13 protein-coding genes are annotated in these 16,534 nt (G+C 55.2%); 7 read left to right on the top strand and 6 right to left on the bottom strand.

What is annotated here, in order from left to right:
• Window positions 1-26 precede the first annotated feature (26 nt).
• Window positions 27-1,952: a methyl-accepting chemotaxis protein gene (locus J1C59_RS18715; protein ID WP_128084291.1), complete on the bottom strand. Its 1,926-nt coding sequence runs from the start codon at window positions 1,950-1,952 to the stop codon at window positions 27-29.
• Window positions 1,953-2,560: 608 nt separating this feature from the next.
• Window positions 2,561-4,219 carry a methyl-accepting chemotaxis protein gene (locus J1C59_RS18710; protein WP_128084292.1) on the bottom strand — a complete coding sequence of 553 codons (1,659 nt, stop codon included), beginning with the start codon at window positions 4,217-4,219 and terminating at the stop codon, window positions 2,561-2,563.
• Window positions 4,220-4,809: 590 nt separating this feature from the next.
• On the opposite strand from J1C59_RS18710, the gene J1C59_RS18705 reads away from it, so the two are divergent.
• Window positions 4,810-5,142, top strand: a complete 333-nt coding sequence (locus J1C59_RS18705; RefSeq protein WP_128084293.1) for a hypothetical protein — start codon at window positions 4,810-4,812, stop codon at window positions 5,140-5,142.
• A 79-nt stretch (window positions 5,143-5,221) separates the two neighbouring features.
• On the opposite strand, the gene J1C59_RS18700 is transcribed toward J1C59_RS18705, so the two are convergent.
• Entirely contained in the window at window positions 5,222-5,455 is a 234-nt protein-coding gene (locus J1C59_RS18700; RefSeq protein ID WP_128084294.1) for a DNA polymerase V subunit, read from the bottom strand.
• An 894-nt stretch (window positions 5,456-6,349) separates the two neighbouring features.
• Between J1C59_RS18700 and J1C59_RS18695 the strand changes: the two genes are divergently transcribed.
• The 3 genes from J1C59_RS18695 to J1C59_RS18685 all read left to right on the top strand — a co-directional run bounded on the left by J1C59_RS18695 (window position 6,350) and on the right by J1C59_RS18685 (window position 8,915).
• On the top strand, window positions 6,350-7,567 hold the full coding sequence (locus tag J1C59_RS18695; protein WP_128084295.1) for a diguanylate phosphodiesterase: 1,218 nt from the start codon (window positions 6,350-6,352) through the stop codon (window positions 7,565-7,567).
• Between the two features lie 173 nt (window positions 7,568-7,740).
• Window positions 7,741-7,950, top strand: a complete 210-nt coding sequence (locus J1C59_RS18690; RefSeq protein WP_111138333.1) for a CsbD family protein — start codon at window positions 7,741-7,743, stop codon at window positions 7,948-7,950.
• A 200-nt stretch (window positions 7,951-8,150) separates the two neighbouring features.
• A complete protein-coding gene (locus tag J1C59_RS18685) occupies window positions 8,151-8,915 on the top strand; it encodes a helix-turn-helix domain-containing protein (protein ID WP_128084296.1) in 765 nt (254 codons plus the stop codon).
• A gap of 73 nt (window positions 8,916-8,988) precedes the next feature.
• Here J1C59_RS18685 and J1C59_RS18680 read toward each other — a convergent pair whose 3' ends face one another.
• Both J1C59_RS18680 and J1C59_RS18675 read right to left on the bottom strand, forming a co-directional pair.
• A complete protein-coding gene (locus tag J1C59_RS18680; RefSeq protein WP_128084297.1) occupies window positions 8,989-9,477 on the bottom strand; it encodes an Hsp20 family protein in 489 nt (162 codons plus the stop codon).
• 170 nt (window positions 9,478-9,647) lie between these two features.
• Window positions 9,648-9,887: a transcriptional regulator gene (locus tag J1C59_RS18675; protein ID WP_128084298.1), complete on the bottom strand. Its 240-nt coding sequence runs from the start codon at window positions 9,885-9,887 to the stop codon at window positions 9,648-9,650.
• A 365-nt stretch (window positions 9,888-10,252) separates the two neighbouring features.
• Between J1C59_RS18675 and J1C59_RS18670 the strand changes: the two genes are divergently transcribed.
• The 3 genes from J1C59_RS18670 to J1C59_RS18660 all read left to right on the top strand — a co-directional run bounded on the left by J1C59_RS18670 (window position 10,253) and on the right by J1C59_RS18660 (window position 14,168).
• A complete protein-coding gene (locus J1C59_RS18670) occupies window positions 10,253-10,477 on the top strand; it encodes a DUF3606 domain-containing protein (RefSeq protein WP_128084299.1) in 225 nt (74 codons plus the stop codon).
• A gap of 518 nt (window positions 10,478-10,995) precedes the next feature.
• Complete coding sequence (locus J1C59_RS18665) at window positions 10,996-12,780, top strand: GGDEF domain-containing phosphodiesterase (protein ID WP_128084300.1); 1,785 nt, start codon at window positions 10,996-10,998, stop codon at window positions 12,778-12,780.
• Window positions 12,781-12,980: 200 nt separating this feature from the next.
• Window positions 12,981-14,168 (top strand): diguanylate phosphodiesterase, encoded by a 1,188-nt coding sequence (locus J1C59_RS18660; protein WP_128084301.1) that lies wholly within the window; start codon window positions 12,981-12,983, stop codon window positions 14,166-14,168.
• Between the two features lie 1,292 nt (window positions 14,169-15,460).
• Here the strand turns inward: J1C59_RS18660 and J1C59_RS18655 are convergent.
• Window positions 15,461-16,534, bottom strand: a complete 1,074-nt coding sequence (locus J1C59_RS18655) for a RepB family plasmid replication initiator protein (protein WP_128084302.1) — start codon at window positions 16,532-16,534, stop codon at window positions 15,461-15,463.

Below are 16,534 nucleotides of genomic sequence, written 5' to 3'. Positions count from 1 at the left end.
CACCCGCGGGTGGCTGTCCGGCTCGGTTATGCCGTCTGGAACACGGCTACCATCGTACGAAGCTGCACTGCCCGCGCGGCCAGCTCATCGGCTGACGAGGCTGACTCTTCCACCAGCACGGCGTTCTGCTGCGTCACCTGATCCATCTGGTTTACCGCAATATTGACCTGCAGGATGCCGCTGCTCTGCTCTTCCGATGAGGAGGAGATGTCGCGCATCAGCTGAGAGGTCTGTTCAATGGCGCTGACGCTCTGCTTAACTTTATTACCGGCATTCTGCGCCATCGCAATCCCTTCCTGCGCATGACCCACTGACTGCTCAATCAGGCCCTTGATCTCTTTTGCTGCGCTGGCTGAACGCTGCGCCAGCGCCCGGACTTCAGAAGCGACGACCGCGAACCCTTTGCCCTGTTCACCGGCACGCGCGGCTTCAACCGCCGCATTCAGCGCCAGGATATTGGTCTGGAAGGCGATGCTGTCGATGACCGAGGTGATCTCTTCAATCTTGCCGGAGCTGCCACGGATTTTATGCATGGTCTCCATCACGGAATCCATCGCGGCACCACTGGAGAGGGCCGCCTGGGTCGCAGACTCGGCGCGATCCGACGCGAAGCGGGTGTTATCCGCATTCTGCTTAATGATGGCCGCCAGCTGCTCCATACTGGCCGCGGTTTCCGCCAGTGACGCCGCCTGCTCTTCCGTGCGTGACGAGAGATCGCCGTTGCCGCGCGCGATCTCTTCGGAAGAGTTGGCAATGGTGGCGGCGTTACCTTTGATATCGGAGACCAGCTGGGAAAGACGCTCCTGCATACGCAGCAGCGCATTCAGCAGCTCCGCCATTTCGTTGCTGCCGGAAACGATCATCTGCGCCGTCAGATCCCCGGCGGCCACGCGGCTGGCCACTTCGACCGCCTCTTTAACCGGTCGGGTAACCGAGCGGGTGATCATGACGGCCACGATGATGGCCAGCAGCGCCACCGCCAGCAGTCCTGCCAGCAGCAGATACTGCGACTGGCGTTTCTGATCGATCTGAAGCTCCATCATCTGCTCCAGCCGGATGCTGCTCTGGTTGCCCAGTTCGGCATAGCGGTTGATCGCCTGTGTAAAGACCCGGACATATTCCACCGGTGCCACGCTGGCGTGCCCGCTGACAAAAATGCTATCTGCCAGCTGCAGCGCATCCTGTGCCTGCTGACTGGCGTCCTGGGCCAGGCCGGAAAACGCACTTTTCAGCTCAGGCTCAATGGAGAAAACTTTATCCATGTTTTTGCTGAACTGCGTCAGCGCCGTTCTGCCATTGTCGATCTGGAACGCCAGACGACTGCGATCGGTCTCTGAGATGTTACCGGACGCAATCAGCGAGGTGCCATTGGCGCGGATCTGACCCAGGGTTTCGGTCAGCAGCGGCAGGCGGCTGTAGATACTGACGATCAGCTGATAGGTGTTTAAGTCAGCATCCAGCGACAGCTGATAGAAATCCAGCACATCCTGATTGGTGTCCAGCAGACCCTGAATCAGATGCGCGTGGCGCGTCAGGCTGGTTGCCAGCGTCAGCTGGCCTGCATTGATATCATTCTGCAGCTGGTCCCACTCCTGGGTGACCCGTTGCAGCGACTTCAGCGGCGGCGCCTGTTCGTCATTCTTACGCAGATCATCCTCAATCGTCCGGGATAAGGTATTGATTTGCGCGACCAGCTCCATACGGGGTGCGTTATCTGCCTTATTCAGGGAGATGGCGATAGCGCTCTCAGCACGATGACGCTGCAACAGGTTAAGTAATTTCAGGACTTTCTTCTCTACCGGTATGCCCGACAGCTCGACATTTTTAGTATCGATAAGTTGATTGCCCGTCTGAATAAACAGGAAGGTAGGGAGAATAAACAGTACCAACGCAAAAGAACCCAGTAACAGGAACTTCGCAGGTAAATTAATCCGGTCGAGTATTTTCTTCATTCTTTCCGCTCTGATGTGTGTGAGGTGTGCAGGGGTGCCGTGCACAAAATGTGTGATGTAATTTTATTTTTACCCTTTCCGTGACATAACCATAGGCGTCTCATGCGACGAAATATCGCTATGAAGAAAGGGGATTTCTTTAAAGTTCAGAAATACGTACCACAACGGAAAGGAGTATAGGTTGCGTTCTGTTATTTTACAGTGAATAAAATGACGATATTTACTGCAACATTCGCTTAAGCCAAACCTGATAATAGGCATATAAAACAGCAATATAAATTAATCTTACCGCATGTAATCATTTTAGCCGTTAGCCTGTCTTCAGCATGCATGTTTTGAAAACAAAGAAATTCAAGATAAATAAGATGTCGCCGATAACTGAGCTTCGCACTGTATCTGATCGATTCTCATTTCGATATTAATGGCCATGGCGGCTTTTAACTGAAATAGGGCCTGCGCCGATCCTAACCCGAAAGAGTTAATTTACTCTTTCCTTTTTCAGAATGAAATCGTTTTCATTGTTTATTAAATCATATGCGCCCGTTTTCATTCTGACCGGAATAAAAAAGCCCCCACGGTGTGGAGGCGATGATATTACGGCCTGGCTATCAGAAGCTTTCCCAGTTGGCCTGCGCCATATCTATGCCCTGGCGTTCCGGCTGACGGGCCCGGAATGCAGGACGACGCACAGCCGCCGCCTGCGGCTGAGGTCCGGCACGCCTGTTGCTCTCCAGCGTAAAGGTGGCGACCAGGCCTGACAGCGCCTCCGCCTGCTCCTGCAGCGATTTCGAAGCGGATGACGCTTCTTCCACCAGCGAGGCGTTCTGCTGTGTGACCTCATCCATCTGGCCGATCGCCTGATGAACCTGCTCAATGCCTTTGCTCTGCTCGGCGGTTGCCGCCGCAATCTCATTAACCAGATCGGTGACCTGCTGAATCGCCTGACGGACATTTTCACTGTTTGAACCGACACCGCCCGCCTGCTCTAAGCCATGTTCGACCTGTGAAACGGAGGTGGAGATCAGATCCTTGATCTCGCGTGCTGCTGAAGAGGATCGCTGCGCAAGATTACGGACTTCAGAGGCGACCACCGCAAAGCCGCGGCCATGTTCACCGGCACGCGCGGCTTCAACTGCTGCGTTAAGCGCCAGGATATTGGTCTGGAATGCAATCCCCTCGATCAGGCCGGTGATTTCAGAGATTTTTGCCGAGCTGGCGCGGATATCATCCATCGTCGTCAGCATCTGCTTCACGGCCGTACCGTTCTGAATCGACATCTGATTGGCGTTATTCGCCAGCGTGCTGGCCTGAGTTGCGCCTTCTGCGTTCTGGCGCACCGTATCGCTCAGCGTTGCCATGCTGGCGGACGTCTGCTCCAGCGAGGCCGCCTGTTCTTCGGTACGCGCCGATAGATCTTCGTTGCCCGCCGCTATCTGGGTCGAACCGGTGCTGACTGACTGTGCTGCGTGACTGACGGAGAGCAGCGTGCCGGACACCCGCGCCAGCAGCTGATTAAAGGCTGACGCCGTTTTACTGATTTCGTCTTTTCCGCGAACCTCAGCCATATGGGTCAGATCAAGGGTATGGCTGACCTGCGTCATGGTACTGACCATGCCATTCAGACTTTTTCGGATACCCAGGATAACCCTGGCGGAGAACGCGGCCAGTACCAGGATCAGCAGCAGCGAGCCGACCGACATCGCCCACAGTGTCCGGCTGTAGACACGCTGGTTCTCTGCACGGAGCTGTTCACCGATATCGATATTTAACTGAATCTGGCGGGTATAATCAGACTCCATCTTACGGGCCGCGGCACCGATGCCGTTCTCACCCTGTAACAGTGGCAGCGTAACGGCTTCATCATGGCCGCGCGAGGCGGCCAGAAAGGCCGGCAGCGCGCCGCGCACGGCATCCAGATTTTTTTCAGCCTGCTCAGTCAGTGCCCTGTCTTCTTCATTCGAGATGTCGTTCGCCATGTAATGGTCATTTAACGTTTTAATCTGCTGCAGCAGATTCTCAATGCGCTCTTCTGCAGCCGGATATTTTTCTGCATCGCGGATGCTGTAATGACGATAAAGCGCAATACCCAACTGATTAGTGACGCCGATCGATTTGTTCAGGTCCCGAATGCTGGGTATCGCATTCGTCTGCACATATTCGAAACGTGACTGAAAGCCCGAAATCACGGATACCGAGATGATCACCAATACAATCAGTGACATTGCAAGCAACGAGAAAATCAGCATAAGACGCTGTGTAATAGTCATGATGAGGCCCCTGGGAGAAGATAAAACTAAAAATGGCTACGATGCCGATCGTTCTTATCGGCGGCATCGTGCGCGGCTTTAACAGATCGCCGTGACGATATTTTTTTATTTTTCCTTGCGTCTCTCACAGCGTGAACTATGGGGCGACCGGCGCTGCGTACAACGCTTACCGGTTACTCCTGGCGATGCCGCCGGATCGCTCTGACCGCCTCTCACCGCTGCCGCGCAGCCGCCACCCTTCATGGCTCCCTCCCCCGGCACCTGCTGACGCTCTTGTGTGCCGCCAGGGATCCGGGCTTTACCGATGAACGGTCCTGTGGTTTCAGAGAGGGCGGGATGATGTCCCTGATCGGGCGATGAGAACAGAAGTGCGTGTGGGATGCCAGCAGGCGGTTCTCTGATAATCATGGTCTCAGTGGCTGCTCTTCTGCGCGCTGCTGGCTGAGATTTTAGCCATTTGTGGCAGGGCCAGATTAAATCAGTGAATCGACTGGCGGAATGCTGATTCTGGTCTATGCTCACTGGCCCGACCAGGCTTATGTCTGTCTGACGGGTAGCAATAACGCTTACAATAAAAAAAGGTCGTCGCCATGAATTTAGCTCAATTTGAAACCAGAACCGGTCTTTGGCCACACATGCAGTTTACGGACGTAGAATATGAAGTGTGCAGCAGAGGCGTGGAGATCTATGCCATTGATGTCAGCCGTCAGACCAAGAGCAAACTCTTTATCTGTCGCGTTGCGAACGAGCAGCAGGCTGCGTCACTGACGGCACAGTTCAAGGAAGGGTTACCGAAGATCAAGCTTAAAAAGCGCAAGAACGCAATGAAGCGGGCCCGCATCGCCTGCGAGAAAAGCCCTGTTACCAGCGCAAACTATCAGGATCGGGCTGGCCAGCAGCATCCCTCTGTCTCCAGAGTCTGACCGGCGAATCAGCCTGCACGTTCTGCAGCGGTCCGGCTGAGACACTTTCCGCTCACTTTATTCCGGTCCCGCGGCGCGGTTAATCGCGTACCGCGGGCACCTGAAACAGACGACATTCCCCCGCCTCAACGGAGATGTCACTGAACGTAGAGATATGTATCTCTATCCACCGGTTCGCAGCCCGCAGCGAATGCGGGGCGTTGTGCTGCTGCAGGGCGGCCACAAAATCACGGGTACTGACAGAGCAGTGACCTGTGTCATCACGCCGTATCGCTTCTCTGAACGCCGTCCAGATCTCATCATCCTGTGACATACCGTTGGCTCCGGGCATCGTTAAGTGGGATGTTACTGTATACATAAACAGTATATTTACTCACTGACGAGGTCAAGTCTGCCTGTCTGACCGGTCACTGATGCGGAAAAAAGGGCGGATTGTGGCCAGTCATAGCCGAAGCGGCGACCGAAAGCAGACTTTAATCCAAATCTTAGAAATCGTTTTCATAATCGATTAACGCACTGAATTTAAATAAGTTTAATCATGATCAGATCTCTGCAAATGAGAATGCACCTCAAAAAAAAGAATAACCGCAGCGGCATCAGAGACCGTTTTGCCCTATCTTTAAATGGCTCTGTAAAGAAATCCACATTTTTTACAGTGTGTTCTGACTCCTACCCTTGCCCCCTTTAAACAGGGGGCACTTTTTCAGGTAAGACAGCGGGCGCGTTTCATGCTCCGCAGGCCGTGATGCAGACTGTATGGGTTCTGTTAAGCCGCTATCTGACAAGATGATTGATTTGTAACCTGATGATTCACAGGCTGAACCTGAGCTGTCTCGTCCGGAAAGTAATTATTTGAATTGCAATGAATTTCCTGAATCTATCGGAAAAACTGATGGTTTCCCGCTTTAAAAGCCTGCCATAACAACATGGTAAGGAGAATAAAAAGTGGGTCATAATCAGGCCCTGCCCGATTGACCGGCGCCTCACCAGGGATGCCGTGACGTAATAAAAATGAGCTTTATCCGCTGTTTGCCCCCGCGTATGCGGGGGCTTTTCTTTGTATCTGTCCGCTCTGTCTGTAGCCTGACGGCAGGATCATTCCCGCTGATGCCGCGAGCAGCGTCGCATAATGGCCGCAGTTGCGCCCTTAGTCGCGACTGTTCTGTGATATGTTTGACAGGTCACTTTCTGCCATGCGAGTCCGCTTATGCTCTCCACCCTCATTTACCGTAGCCAGCTTGCGGGTTCTGTCTCGCCAGAGCGGTTAAAAGCGCTGGTGGAGCGCGCCAGTGTTAAAAATGCCGAAGCGGAGGTCACCGGGATCCTGCTCTATGACGGCCAGCATTTTTTTCAGGTACTGGAAGGCAGTGTGGATAATGTCCAGAGGGTTTATCAGCGCATCAGCACGGACGATCGCCATTTTAACCTGATTGAACTGATGCGGGATTACGCGCCTGCGCGTCGCTTTGCCGATGCCGGCATGGCGCTGTTCGATTTGCGTGATTATCCGAAGCACGCCGTGGTGGATGCCCTGCTGAAGCGGGTCACGCTGAATGATGAGCGCATCAGGCATGACAGGGTCGTGAAGTTCCTGCGGTCATTCGTCGAGGGGCGGGACAAAGAGAACTTTATCGAAATTGATCCCGCCAGCGAATGGACGCTAACCCCCCTCTCCCTCACTGCTGAGCCGACCGCCTTTCAACCGGCCGCGGATCAGCACTGCGAATTTGCGCTACAGCCCATTGTGGATGCCACCCACCGCCGGATTGTTTCCTGCGAAGCGTTAATCCGCGGTCGGCATGGCGCTTCGCCTGCTGACTACTTTGCCCGGCTGCCCGAAAGTGAACGCTACCGGGCCGATCTCTCTTCCAAGACTTACGCTTTCCAGCTGGCGCGGCATCTGGGACTGCGGGAGCAGACGCTTTCCGTCAATCTGCTGCCCATGTCACTGGTGGTGATCGAAGATGCCGTGGAGCATCTGCTCGATCAGATCCGGCAACAGGGGCTGCGGCCGGAGCAGATCGTGGTCGAGGTGACGGAAGATGAGATCATCTCCCGCTTCGATGCCTTTCATCTGGCGGTTAAGCAGCTCAAAGCCGCCGGGATCAGCCTGGCGCTCGACGATTTTGGCGCCGGGTTTGCCGGTTTATCCCTGTTAGCCGATTTTCAGCCTGATAAGGTGAAGATTGACCGCAAGCTCATCACTGACATCCATCGCAGCGGCCCGCGTCAGGCCATCGTGCTGGCGATCCTGAAGTGCTGCCAGGCGCTGGAGATTACCGTCATCGCAGAAGGCGTTGAAAAAATGGAAGAGTGGCTCTGGCTGGAAAGTGCCGGCGTCCGCTATTACCAGGGCTTTCTGTTTGCCCGTCCGGCCCTGAATAGCCTGCCCGAAGTGCGCTGGCCTGCACGCCGTCCCGCCTAGCGCCATCCGAGAATCGCCTGCTGCGGCCGCTCTTTTACTCAGAGTTTGATGCCGCTCACACCGCCTCGCTGCAAAAAGCAAAAGCTGTGCCATGCTTGATCCATCTGACAGCCATCAGGCAATACAGATATCCATCAGGTCCCTGGACTAAAACCGTAATCAGGAGAATCACCATGAACGAAGATCGCATTGGCGGTAACTGGAAGCAGTTCAAAGGCAAGGTGAAGGAAAAATGGGGCGATCTCACGGATGACGACATGACCGTTGTGGAAGGGAAGCGTGACCAGCTGGTCGGCAAAATTCAGGAACGCTACGGCTACGAAAAAGATCGTGCCGAGAAAGAAGTCAAAGACTGGGAAGATTCTAACAAGTACCAGTGGTAACGCGTTACCTGCTGCCGGGCATCTTTGTGCCCGGCCTCTGCCCTGACCGCCTCTCCACCTCACCGCTTAACGTCATGCCTGGCCCCGGTATCCACTAAGCCAAATAATTTGGAAATGATAGTTTCTTTATTTACTCCTGGCGCGCATAATCCGCTTATCTTCCCAGAACAGGGGATCGTTAAGTTTTCCGGATATCCACTATGCCTCATCACTCTACCGACACAGTTTGTGGTCTCGTCGGTGTCCTGCCAGAAACGCTGCGCCGCTGGCGCAGGGCCGGACTGATAACACCCCCGGGTGCGTCTGGCTATTCCGATCAGCAGCTTACGCGCGCGCTCTGCGTGCGCGAAATGACGTCAGGCGGCCATACCCTTTTTGATATCCACGCTGCGCTTAACTGGCCCGGCGTGACGCTGCCGGGTGGCTGGGCCTGCCGCGAAGAGGATATGTTGCAACTGCTGGCCTCGCACTCTGACGCCGATATCGAACGTGAACTGCAGATCATGAGCACAGACTACTGTGGTGATGATTACGTCAACCGCTATCTGCGGCCGCTCAATCTCTGGCTGCGCAGTGACCTCAGTGCAGGCGCCGCGCAGCGTCAGGCGCGCTTTCACCACGCGGTGCTCAGGCAGTGGGAGCGGCTGGCACGGGGCGCCCTTCGGCGCAGCACCGTGCCGCTGTTTCTTGAGGCGGTCAGCGTCACGGATGAAACTGAAATCTGGATGGAGGCGATCCGGCTGAATGGCCAGGGATTCCGGGTCGAAGTGGCTGCAGAAGCGTCTGGCGTGCCTGCCGTGGCCCGGCAACGTTTTGAGCATCATATCATGTGGTGTGGCGATGGTATCTGCGCCTCAATGAAGGCGGCCTTTCACGCCAGTCTTGAGGCCGGCGAACCGGTCATGCTGACCGGTACTGATACTGCCCTGCGGGCACCGGTTAAGGCTGAGTCCACACGCGCCTGACCCCGGTTTCCCCGCGCTTTCTTCCGGATTATAAAAGGGCGGAACAGCCTCAGCCGTTTCCGCCCGGATACCCTTACTGATGTTCAAGCGTGCGCGGACCGTCGGTCGCAATCGGGATACGACGCGGTTTTTCGCTCTCCGGAATCTCCTGATACAGATCGATCTTCAGTAAGCCCTCTGCCAGCGCGGCACCGGTGACCTTCATGTGCTCGGGAATCGAAAAGCTCAGCTGGAAATCGTGTCGGGCGATACCGCGATGGATCCAGCCACTCTCCTGCTGGCGGGCCTCGCCAGACGCTTCCTGGCCCTCTTTTTCTCTGTGCCCCGCCACGGACAACCGGCCGCCACGAAGCTCGATCTCCAGTTCATGCTCTTTCCAGCCCGGTACACTGACGGTCAGCGTATAACGGTTGGTCTCAGACCGTTGCAGATCGTAAGCAGGCGCGGAGGTCACCGGCGTGTCGCCGGTAAGCTGACTGAATAATTTATCGATACGGCTGAAGCGATCTGAAAATACAGAATCTGCCAGCGAAGGAAATGCTGAGAAGGGTTGTAATGACATAGTGATAATCTCCTGAACAGGTTCATCCAAAAGTTCATCTGACCGGTTTATTTCTCCCGGTCATCTTCATAAATAGGGATAAGCTGCGCACTTTCAAGTCGGCAACGCGCACTTTTTTTATCTTCAGCCGCCCTTTATCCTGACGTGAATATCAGGCTTTCACGCCGTGGCTATTTTTTATTGTGGGGTGCCAGCACGTAATGCGGATGACGCCCGGCCAGCAACAGCAGTAATTCATATTCGCCCTGACTTAATAAGGCCGGGTTGCCCGCGGCTTCTTTGGTTTGCCAGACACGCAGGCTCAGGTCAAAACGTTCAGCCGCACTCTGCTGAGAGAGTCCGGCGGCCAGACGAAGTTCACGCACATTACTCTGAACAAGTACAGGTGGCTGGGGGGGACGATTAACCAAACAACGCTCCTTTAACAGGGGTGGAACCGCCAGCGATCACAGCAGCGTCATCACTAAAAGCGAAGCGATCCGAAAGCGGTCAGAGAAAAGACCTGTGAATAATTGACTATTTTAAATAATTGTCAAATATCAGGTCAGCCATTTACGGCTCATCCTGCCACAAGCGAAGCGGCATATTTTGACCGAAAGAGGACTTTTCTATTTTGTTTGAGTGCCTTATTTCCCGGGCCAGGAATTATCCTGTTATTCCCCCTGGAAGCCATTCAGGGATTAATCCGCTATCTCACTGCTTCTTTCTTGATCAGGATAAGCGTTTCGCCTGAGGCATTTTTCGGGCGAATCATTGCAACCCGAGGAGGACATAAATGAAACACGCTATCCAGCGTCGCTCGCCCGACGATCTGTCGCAGGTCGAGATCCGAGAACAGTGGCAGATCACCTACTGGACACAGGAGCTGGGAACGACACAGGAGCGACTGACGCGCGCTATCCGCGAAAACGGGCCGCAGATTGAACAGGTACGTGCATGGCTGGCACAGAATCCACCGCCTCGTCGTCCGGCCCAGTCACTGAATGATATCCAGCGCTAAACTGTCTGCTGACTGACAGGCTGTGTGAACGCCAGCATCAGAGTGGATTCTTCCCTTTCAGCCGGGTGCAGGCCGACCAGTTTCCCCTGCGGGCTTCTGCGCCATCCCGGCTTTTAGCTGTTGTTTGAACGGGTTATCTTTTCACGCCTGGGCGGGCCGCGATCCACGGTCTGACGCTTCCGGCGTGCTGCGGTTAAAACCGGGTTAATATCACCGGTAATCTGTCCGGATGTTAAATGTTCACGGGCGGGAAATAATTATTCATACTTCTTAACGCTTAGCCTGCAAATATAAAATCTGCCGCCAGAAAGCCGCTATCCCTGCTTCGATTAAATTTTCGAATCGTAAATCCCCCTTTTATGCGTTAAAGAAAATAATAAGAGACACCTGCCGCGCCGTCACCTATCATTCAGATGAAAATAAAAAATACGCACTATTGCCTGCCGCCCGAATAACATTTCGCTCCGGGCCGTTTTCTTTTTCGCTCCGTAATCAGCCGGTGCGGGGGTTTTACACACATGCTTAACCATTTACACGGCGACAGTGAGCGCCGAAGCCGTGCCTTGCAGGCGCTGCGCGACCCCGATGAGAGCCGCGATGACGTGCTGCGCAAATTTGTCCGGCTGGCCAGCCAGGCTCTGGGGATCCCGGGCAGCTTTATTTCGGTGCTGGATGATGAGTATCAGACCATCCGCGCGTCTCATAATTTTGATCTGCAGCGTTCTACGCGCGCAGATTCCCTCTGCCGCCATGTTGTTGACAGCGACAGCGCGGTGATCGTCCCGGATACCTATCACGATGTGCGGTTTGTCACCCATCCGCTGATTACCGGTGCGCCCTTTATCCGCTTTTATGCCGGTGTGCCGCTGAAAACCCGCGACGGTATCATCCTTGGCACGCTCTGCGTTACCGACACCGAGCCCCATGCCTTTGCCTTCGATCAGATCACCACACTGACGCTGCTCTCCACGCTGGTGATGTCCTTTCTGGAGGCCTGGCACTCGGCAGGATTTACGGATCCGGTCACCGGGTTACCTAACCGTCAGCGCCTGATCCGTGATTTACAGTATCTGGCCGTGGCCGGGGATATCACGCCGCGCCGTCTGGTGCTGATCGACTGTATCGATATGTCTCGGGCTTATGAGATGGCCCGCACCATGGGGATGGGCCCGGTCGAGAGTCTGCTGAAAGATATGGCGACCCTGCTGCCGCTGCGCCTGCGTCCGGCGGTCGGCGAGATGATCTACACCGTGGCTACGGGCCGGTTTGCCATTCTGACACGGGCGGATAGCCGCCTCAGCGCAGCCTGGGTCGCCGGGCGTCTGGAAGGGATCAGCGCAGACATCGATGAAGGGCTCTCTGTCGCCCTGACGCCGCACACCGGAGAAGCAGGTTTTGTGGCGGGCAGCATGTCAGCGTCTGACGTATTACGTCGCGCCAGCACGGCCCTGAATGAAGCGGTAGGCCGCGGGCTGCCCTCGCAGCGCTTTGACGAAGAGGCAGAAACGCAGCGCTCGGAAGATTTCCTGCTGATGACCGATCTTAAAACCGCGCTGCGTGAGAATATCGGGCTTTATATGGTGTATCAGCCGAAAATCTGTCTGCAGAAGGGGAAACCGGTCGGACTGGAAGCGCTGATCCGCTGGAAGCATCCCTGCCGGGGCGAACTTTCACCCGGCGCGTTTATCCCGCTGGCAGAGCAGACAGATCTGCTCTCCGTACTGACCGTGTGGATCATCGATCAGGCCATCGAACGCCTCAGCCGTCTGCGAAATCACTGCATTCAGCTGCCCCTGACGATTAACGTCAGCGTACGGGACTTTGCCCGCGAGGGATTTGCCGCCGAGCTGGAAAGTAAGATGCAAAGGGCTAAGCTGCCGACCTCTCTGCTGGGCATTGAATGTCTGGAGACGGAACGTATTCTGGAAAGCCCGACCGCCCTGCGCGGGCTGGAGATGCTCCGGGAGCGGGGATTCACGATTTCACTCGATGATTTTGGCTCCGGCTACAGCAATATCAGCTATCTGCGCCGTATGCCGCTGGACGTCATTAAGCTGGATCGATCCCTGATCAGCGAGCTTTCCTCCGATACGGCTTCACGCATTATTGCCCGCAGCATCATCGCCATGCTGAAAGAGCTGGACTACACCGTGGTGGCAGAGGGGGTTGAGTGTACGGATACGGTGGCTTCCCTGACGGAATATGGCTGCGATCAGGCACAGGGCTTCTTCTATTCGAAACCCCTGGACGAGCAGGCCCTGGACCAGTGGCTTCACTGGAAACTGCGTGGTGACTGTTTTTAAAGCAATCCGGCGCGATCGATTGTCGTGTTGCGGTTCACCGTTATCAGGACATTCTGATATCTTTTACCGCTCAGCCGTTTGCCGCTTCGCTTAGTGCCGCCTTGCGTGGTGCACGCTGTGCGGGATCCTGCAAAGAGAGATGAAACATTTTTTGAACAATGTTAGCGTGTGCGCAACAACTATATGAACAGGAGCTGCACATGTTAACTACCATCATTTACCGCAGCCATATTTCAGATGATTTTCCGGTCAGAACCCTGCCAGAGATGGTCGATAACGCCAGCAAAATCAATACGGCTCACGACGTGACCGGCATTCTGCTTTTCAACGGTACGCACTTCTTCCAGCTGCTTGAGGGCCCTGAAGCGGGCATCCTCGCGGTTTATGAGCGTATCTGTGCCGACCGCCGGCATCATAATGTCGTGGAACTGATGCGTGACTATGCGCCTTACCGCCGCTTTGGTAACGCGGGCATGTCGCTGTTCGACCTGCGTGAACATGACCGCTCATCACTGCTGCAGGCGGTGCTGGATAAGGGAACGTCGAAATATCAGCTGACCTATGATGATCGGGCACTGCAATTCCTGCGTACCTTCGTCGAATCCCGCGAGAAAGAGAACTATTACGAGGTTCTCCCGCCGGGTTACTGGGAATTTATTTCTGAACACAACGAGGTGCCCGCGTCGCGTCCGGAGACAGAAGGCGTCAGCTTCCGTCCGGTCGTGGATCCGCTGGCACGTCGCGTGACGGCGATTGAAGCCACCACGGTACGTCCGGCAGCGTCTGAGGCGGTTGCCGGCGATGCGCTTTATACCGAAGACCTGGAAACGCTTAAGCAGTCCCTCAGCCATGCCGGCAGAGTCTGCCCGGACGGCATGACGCTCTACGTCAGCCTGCTGCCGATGACGCTGGTTATCGTTCCCGATGCTGTCGCGCAGATCGTGTCCGCCATTGGGCAGGCAGGACTGGTGCCCGAGCAGGTGGTGATCGGAGTGAGTGAAACCGCGGTGATCTCGCAGCTGGAGGCGTTCTCTGACGCTGTGCGCGCCCTGAAAGCCGTCGGCATCAGCCTGTCGATCGACAATTTCGGTGACGGTTCAGCAGGATTATCCCTGCTCACCCACATTCAGCCTGACCGCATTCGTATCGATGCCGGCATCACCCGCGACGTCCATCGCAGCGGACCTAAGCAGGCAGTGGTACAGGCCATTATTAAATGCTGTTCAGCGCTGGAGATCACCGTTATCGCGGCGGGTATCGTGCAGGCTGAAGAGTGGATGTGGCTGGAAGCGGCAGGGGTTATCAACTTCCAGGGCACGCTGTTTGCCGCGGCGGGTCGCTACGAGGCGCAGTCTGTCGCCTGGCCCGAATACCGGGAAGCGATGTAACCTTCGCGCAGCACAGCCTGGTCAGGCGGCACTTCTCAGTGCCGCTTTTTTTTGCCGCCGGCAGAAAGAGACATACTCCCCCTCCCCCTGCCCTGCGATATTCTCTTCCCCTGCGTGACCACGTCACGAGATCCCGTGGTTACACCACCGCGCCGCTGAGCTTCTGTAGATAACCACTATAGCGAGTAATCCTGTCCGGCAGAGAAAGAGATCCCGGAAAGGCCATCATTGAACCGGATAACACAATGCACCGGCTATCCACTGTAGCGAGTACCCTTTCACCTCAGCCCGTGCCTTCAGTGGCACAGCGGATTAATGCACACCACCCGCCATCGCGGCTCCTTACGTACGCCGGTTCTGGCCGCCTGCTGGTTTAACCGCCCGTTAAGGTTTTCTTTTAGGGTAACCACTATAGCGAGAAGAGCCGCAACGGGCGCCCTGTGCGGCGTAAACGGGAGTGTAATGCTGTCGGCGGGCGTCAGAGAGGCACGGTGCCGGGGCTGTTCTGATGGCGGGCATCATTCAAACAAGATCAGGATTGCTGATGGCTAACCACTGTAGCGAGTAGTGGTGTATCCGTTAGCCAGAGCAATAGCGTGGGGATAAAACCTGAAAACCTGGTTCATATTGATAGTGAGTACTTACAATCTTGATTATGTGGCCGCTGCAATCACAGCGCTTACATGTTAACAACCACTATGGTGAGTAAACTGCGCTTTTCTGTACTCATCTGATAACCACTGTAGCGAGAACGTTTCCTCTGCCCGCGCGCTAATCCGTCTGATAAACCGGCAATTTAGCGAAAAAGTGAGCGGGCAACCACTATAGCGAGTAAAACACGGATCAGAACAGAGCTGAAATGGCAGATTAAAGTGCCCTGACAGGTCAGATAACCACTATAGCGAGTAAATCAGGAAAGGCGCAGGCGGGATGATGGCCCCTGAACCGTGCCGCGTCCTGCGTCAGTCCGGGCTGTCATCTGCTGAAAAGAGAAAATAACCACTGTAGCGAGTTAACAGTAGAGGTTTATCAGCCCCTCTTCTCTCCTGAACGCAGTGAGTAACCACTGTAGCGAGTAAAAGCTGGCCTGACCCTGTCACATCGTCAGCAGCCGGACTTCGCCTGCGCCGCAGCAGGCCAGGCGCGCAGTAAGCAGTAAGCAGTAAGCAGTAAGCAGTAAGTGTGAGTTCGGGAGAGGATATTTTGCAGATATCCACTGTAGCGAGTAACGTGACTCACTACAGTGGTTGCTGAAAGGTGCCGGGAGATCTGCGGTATGCAACGCTCGTCCCTTACAGCTTCTTCTGCTTGCGGATCTTGTTGAGTAACTCTTTTTCTTCGCGCGACACCATGACCAGTTCACTGCTCTCCTCTTCGAGCAAGGGTTCAGGCAGGCTGACATCGATTACGCCGGGGTCGATATCCAGATCGTCAAATTCATCCATCTCATCATCGATCAGGCCGGACTTACTGAGCGGCAGTTCGGCCGGGCGCAGCTTCGGATGGCGATAGTGAACCCAGAAGTAGACTGACGAGCCGCGACGCGTTTCAGTGTAGTCGAGATAGCCAATCTCTTTTAACTGCTCCATGGCCTTTCTGACCGTGGCATTCTGGGTGATCACGCGCGAGGTCAGGTTAAGCCGGGCGCGCAGACGGGCCATGGAGATCGGTGCGGGCTTTGGCGGCAGGCTTTCGATAAAGGTGTAGAGCGCCTGAGCAGACTCTTTGCGTGCCAGCTCATTGATGGCTTTCAGCTGAAGCAGAACCTTTCTGTCAAACTGGTAGAGTTCGAAGATCTTGGGATCCGCCTGCAGCGTTACCGTGTCCTTCTTGATGCTGTATTTAGCCGACTGCACCAGGTGCGTGGTGTAGTTTTCGCCGCCTTTGCTGGTAAATGTCAGGGTATTGGAGGCGATGCGCGTCAGCGACGCGTCCAGACGGCTCCTGAGCTTCGAGGAGAGCCGCGCAGAGGGTATGCCGCAGAGTTTGGCAAACTCGACGAATGAGAGCGTTACCGTGTCTCCCAGACACTCATGCGTGGCAAACGCGCGGATGATCCCGACCCAGGTTTTGAAATCGTTATCCATATCCAGCCGTGCACCCAGGATCTTGATGTTGTCGTAGCCTTCTGACCTGACCAGGGATAACTGTTTCAGATCCTGAGTCACGTCCATGGCGTTCATCTGGTTTTTCTGGCTGCGTGCGGTGGATTTAAGCGTGGGAACAAACAGGCCAAGTCGCATCAGCGCTACCGGCTGCACGGTGTTATTGCTGTTGGGAGTCAGCGTAACAACTTCACCGGTGCGTTTATCCGTTTCGCTAAACGCCTCCGCTATGTTCAGGATATCTGGTTCTTTTCTTGGCAT

This window comes from Pantoea deleyi (assembly GCF_022647325.1).
Taxonomy (GTDB): Bacteria; Pseudomonadota; Gammaproteobacteria; order Enterobacterales; family Enterobacteriaceae; genus Pantoea; species Pantoea deleyi.
Note: the sequence above shows the minus strand (reverse complement) of the source record. Positions and strands in the feature narration are given on the sequence as shown.

Coding starts and splice junctions, on each gene's coding strand:
- J1C59_RS18715 (WP_128084291.1), bottom strand. CDS start 1,952: ATGAAGAAAATACTCGACCGGATTAATTTACCTGCGAAGTTCCTGTTA.
- J1C59_RS18710 (WP_128084292.1), bottom strand. CDS start 4,219: ATGACTATTACACAGCGTCTTATGCTGATTTTCTCGTTGCTTGCAATG.
- J1C59_RS18705 (WP_128084293.1), top strand. CDS start 4,810: ATGAATTTAGCTCAATTTGAAACCAGAACCGGTCTTTGGCCACACATG.
- J1C59_RS18700 (WP_128084294.1), bottom strand. CDS start 5,455: ATGTCACAGGATGATGAGATCTGGACGGCGTTCAGAGAAGCGATACGG.
- J1C59_RS18695 (WP_128084295.1), top strand. CDS start 6,350: ATGCTCTCCACCCTCATTTACCGTAGCCAGCTTGCGGGTTCTGTCTCG.
- J1C59_RS18690 (WP_111138333.1), top strand. CDS start 7,741: ATGAACGAAGATCGCATTGGCGGTAACTGGAAGCAGTTCAAAGGCAAG.
- J1C59_RS18685 (WP_128084296.1), top strand. CDS start 8,151: ATGCCTCATCACTCTACCGACACAGTTTGTGGTCTCGTCGGTGTCCTG.
- J1C59_RS18680 (WP_128084297.1), bottom strand. CDS start 9,477: ATGTCATTACAACCCTTCTCAGCATTTCCTTCGCTGGCAGATTCTGTA.
- J1C59_RS18670 (WP_128084299.1), top strand. CDS start 10,253: ATGAAACACGCTATCCAGCGTCGCTCGCCCGACGATCTGTCGCAGGTC.
- J1C59_RS18665 (WP_128084300.1), top strand. CDS start 10,996: ATGCTTAACCATTTACACGGCGACAGTGAGCGCCGAAGCCGTGCCTTG.
- J1C59_RS18660 (WP_128084301.1), top strand. CDS start 12,981: ATGTTAACTACCATCATTTACCGCAGCCATATTTCAGATGATTTTCCG.
- J1C59_RS18655 (WP_128084302.1), bottom strand. CDS start 16,534: ATGCCAAGAAAAGAACCAGATATCCTGAACATAGCGGAGGCGTTTAGC.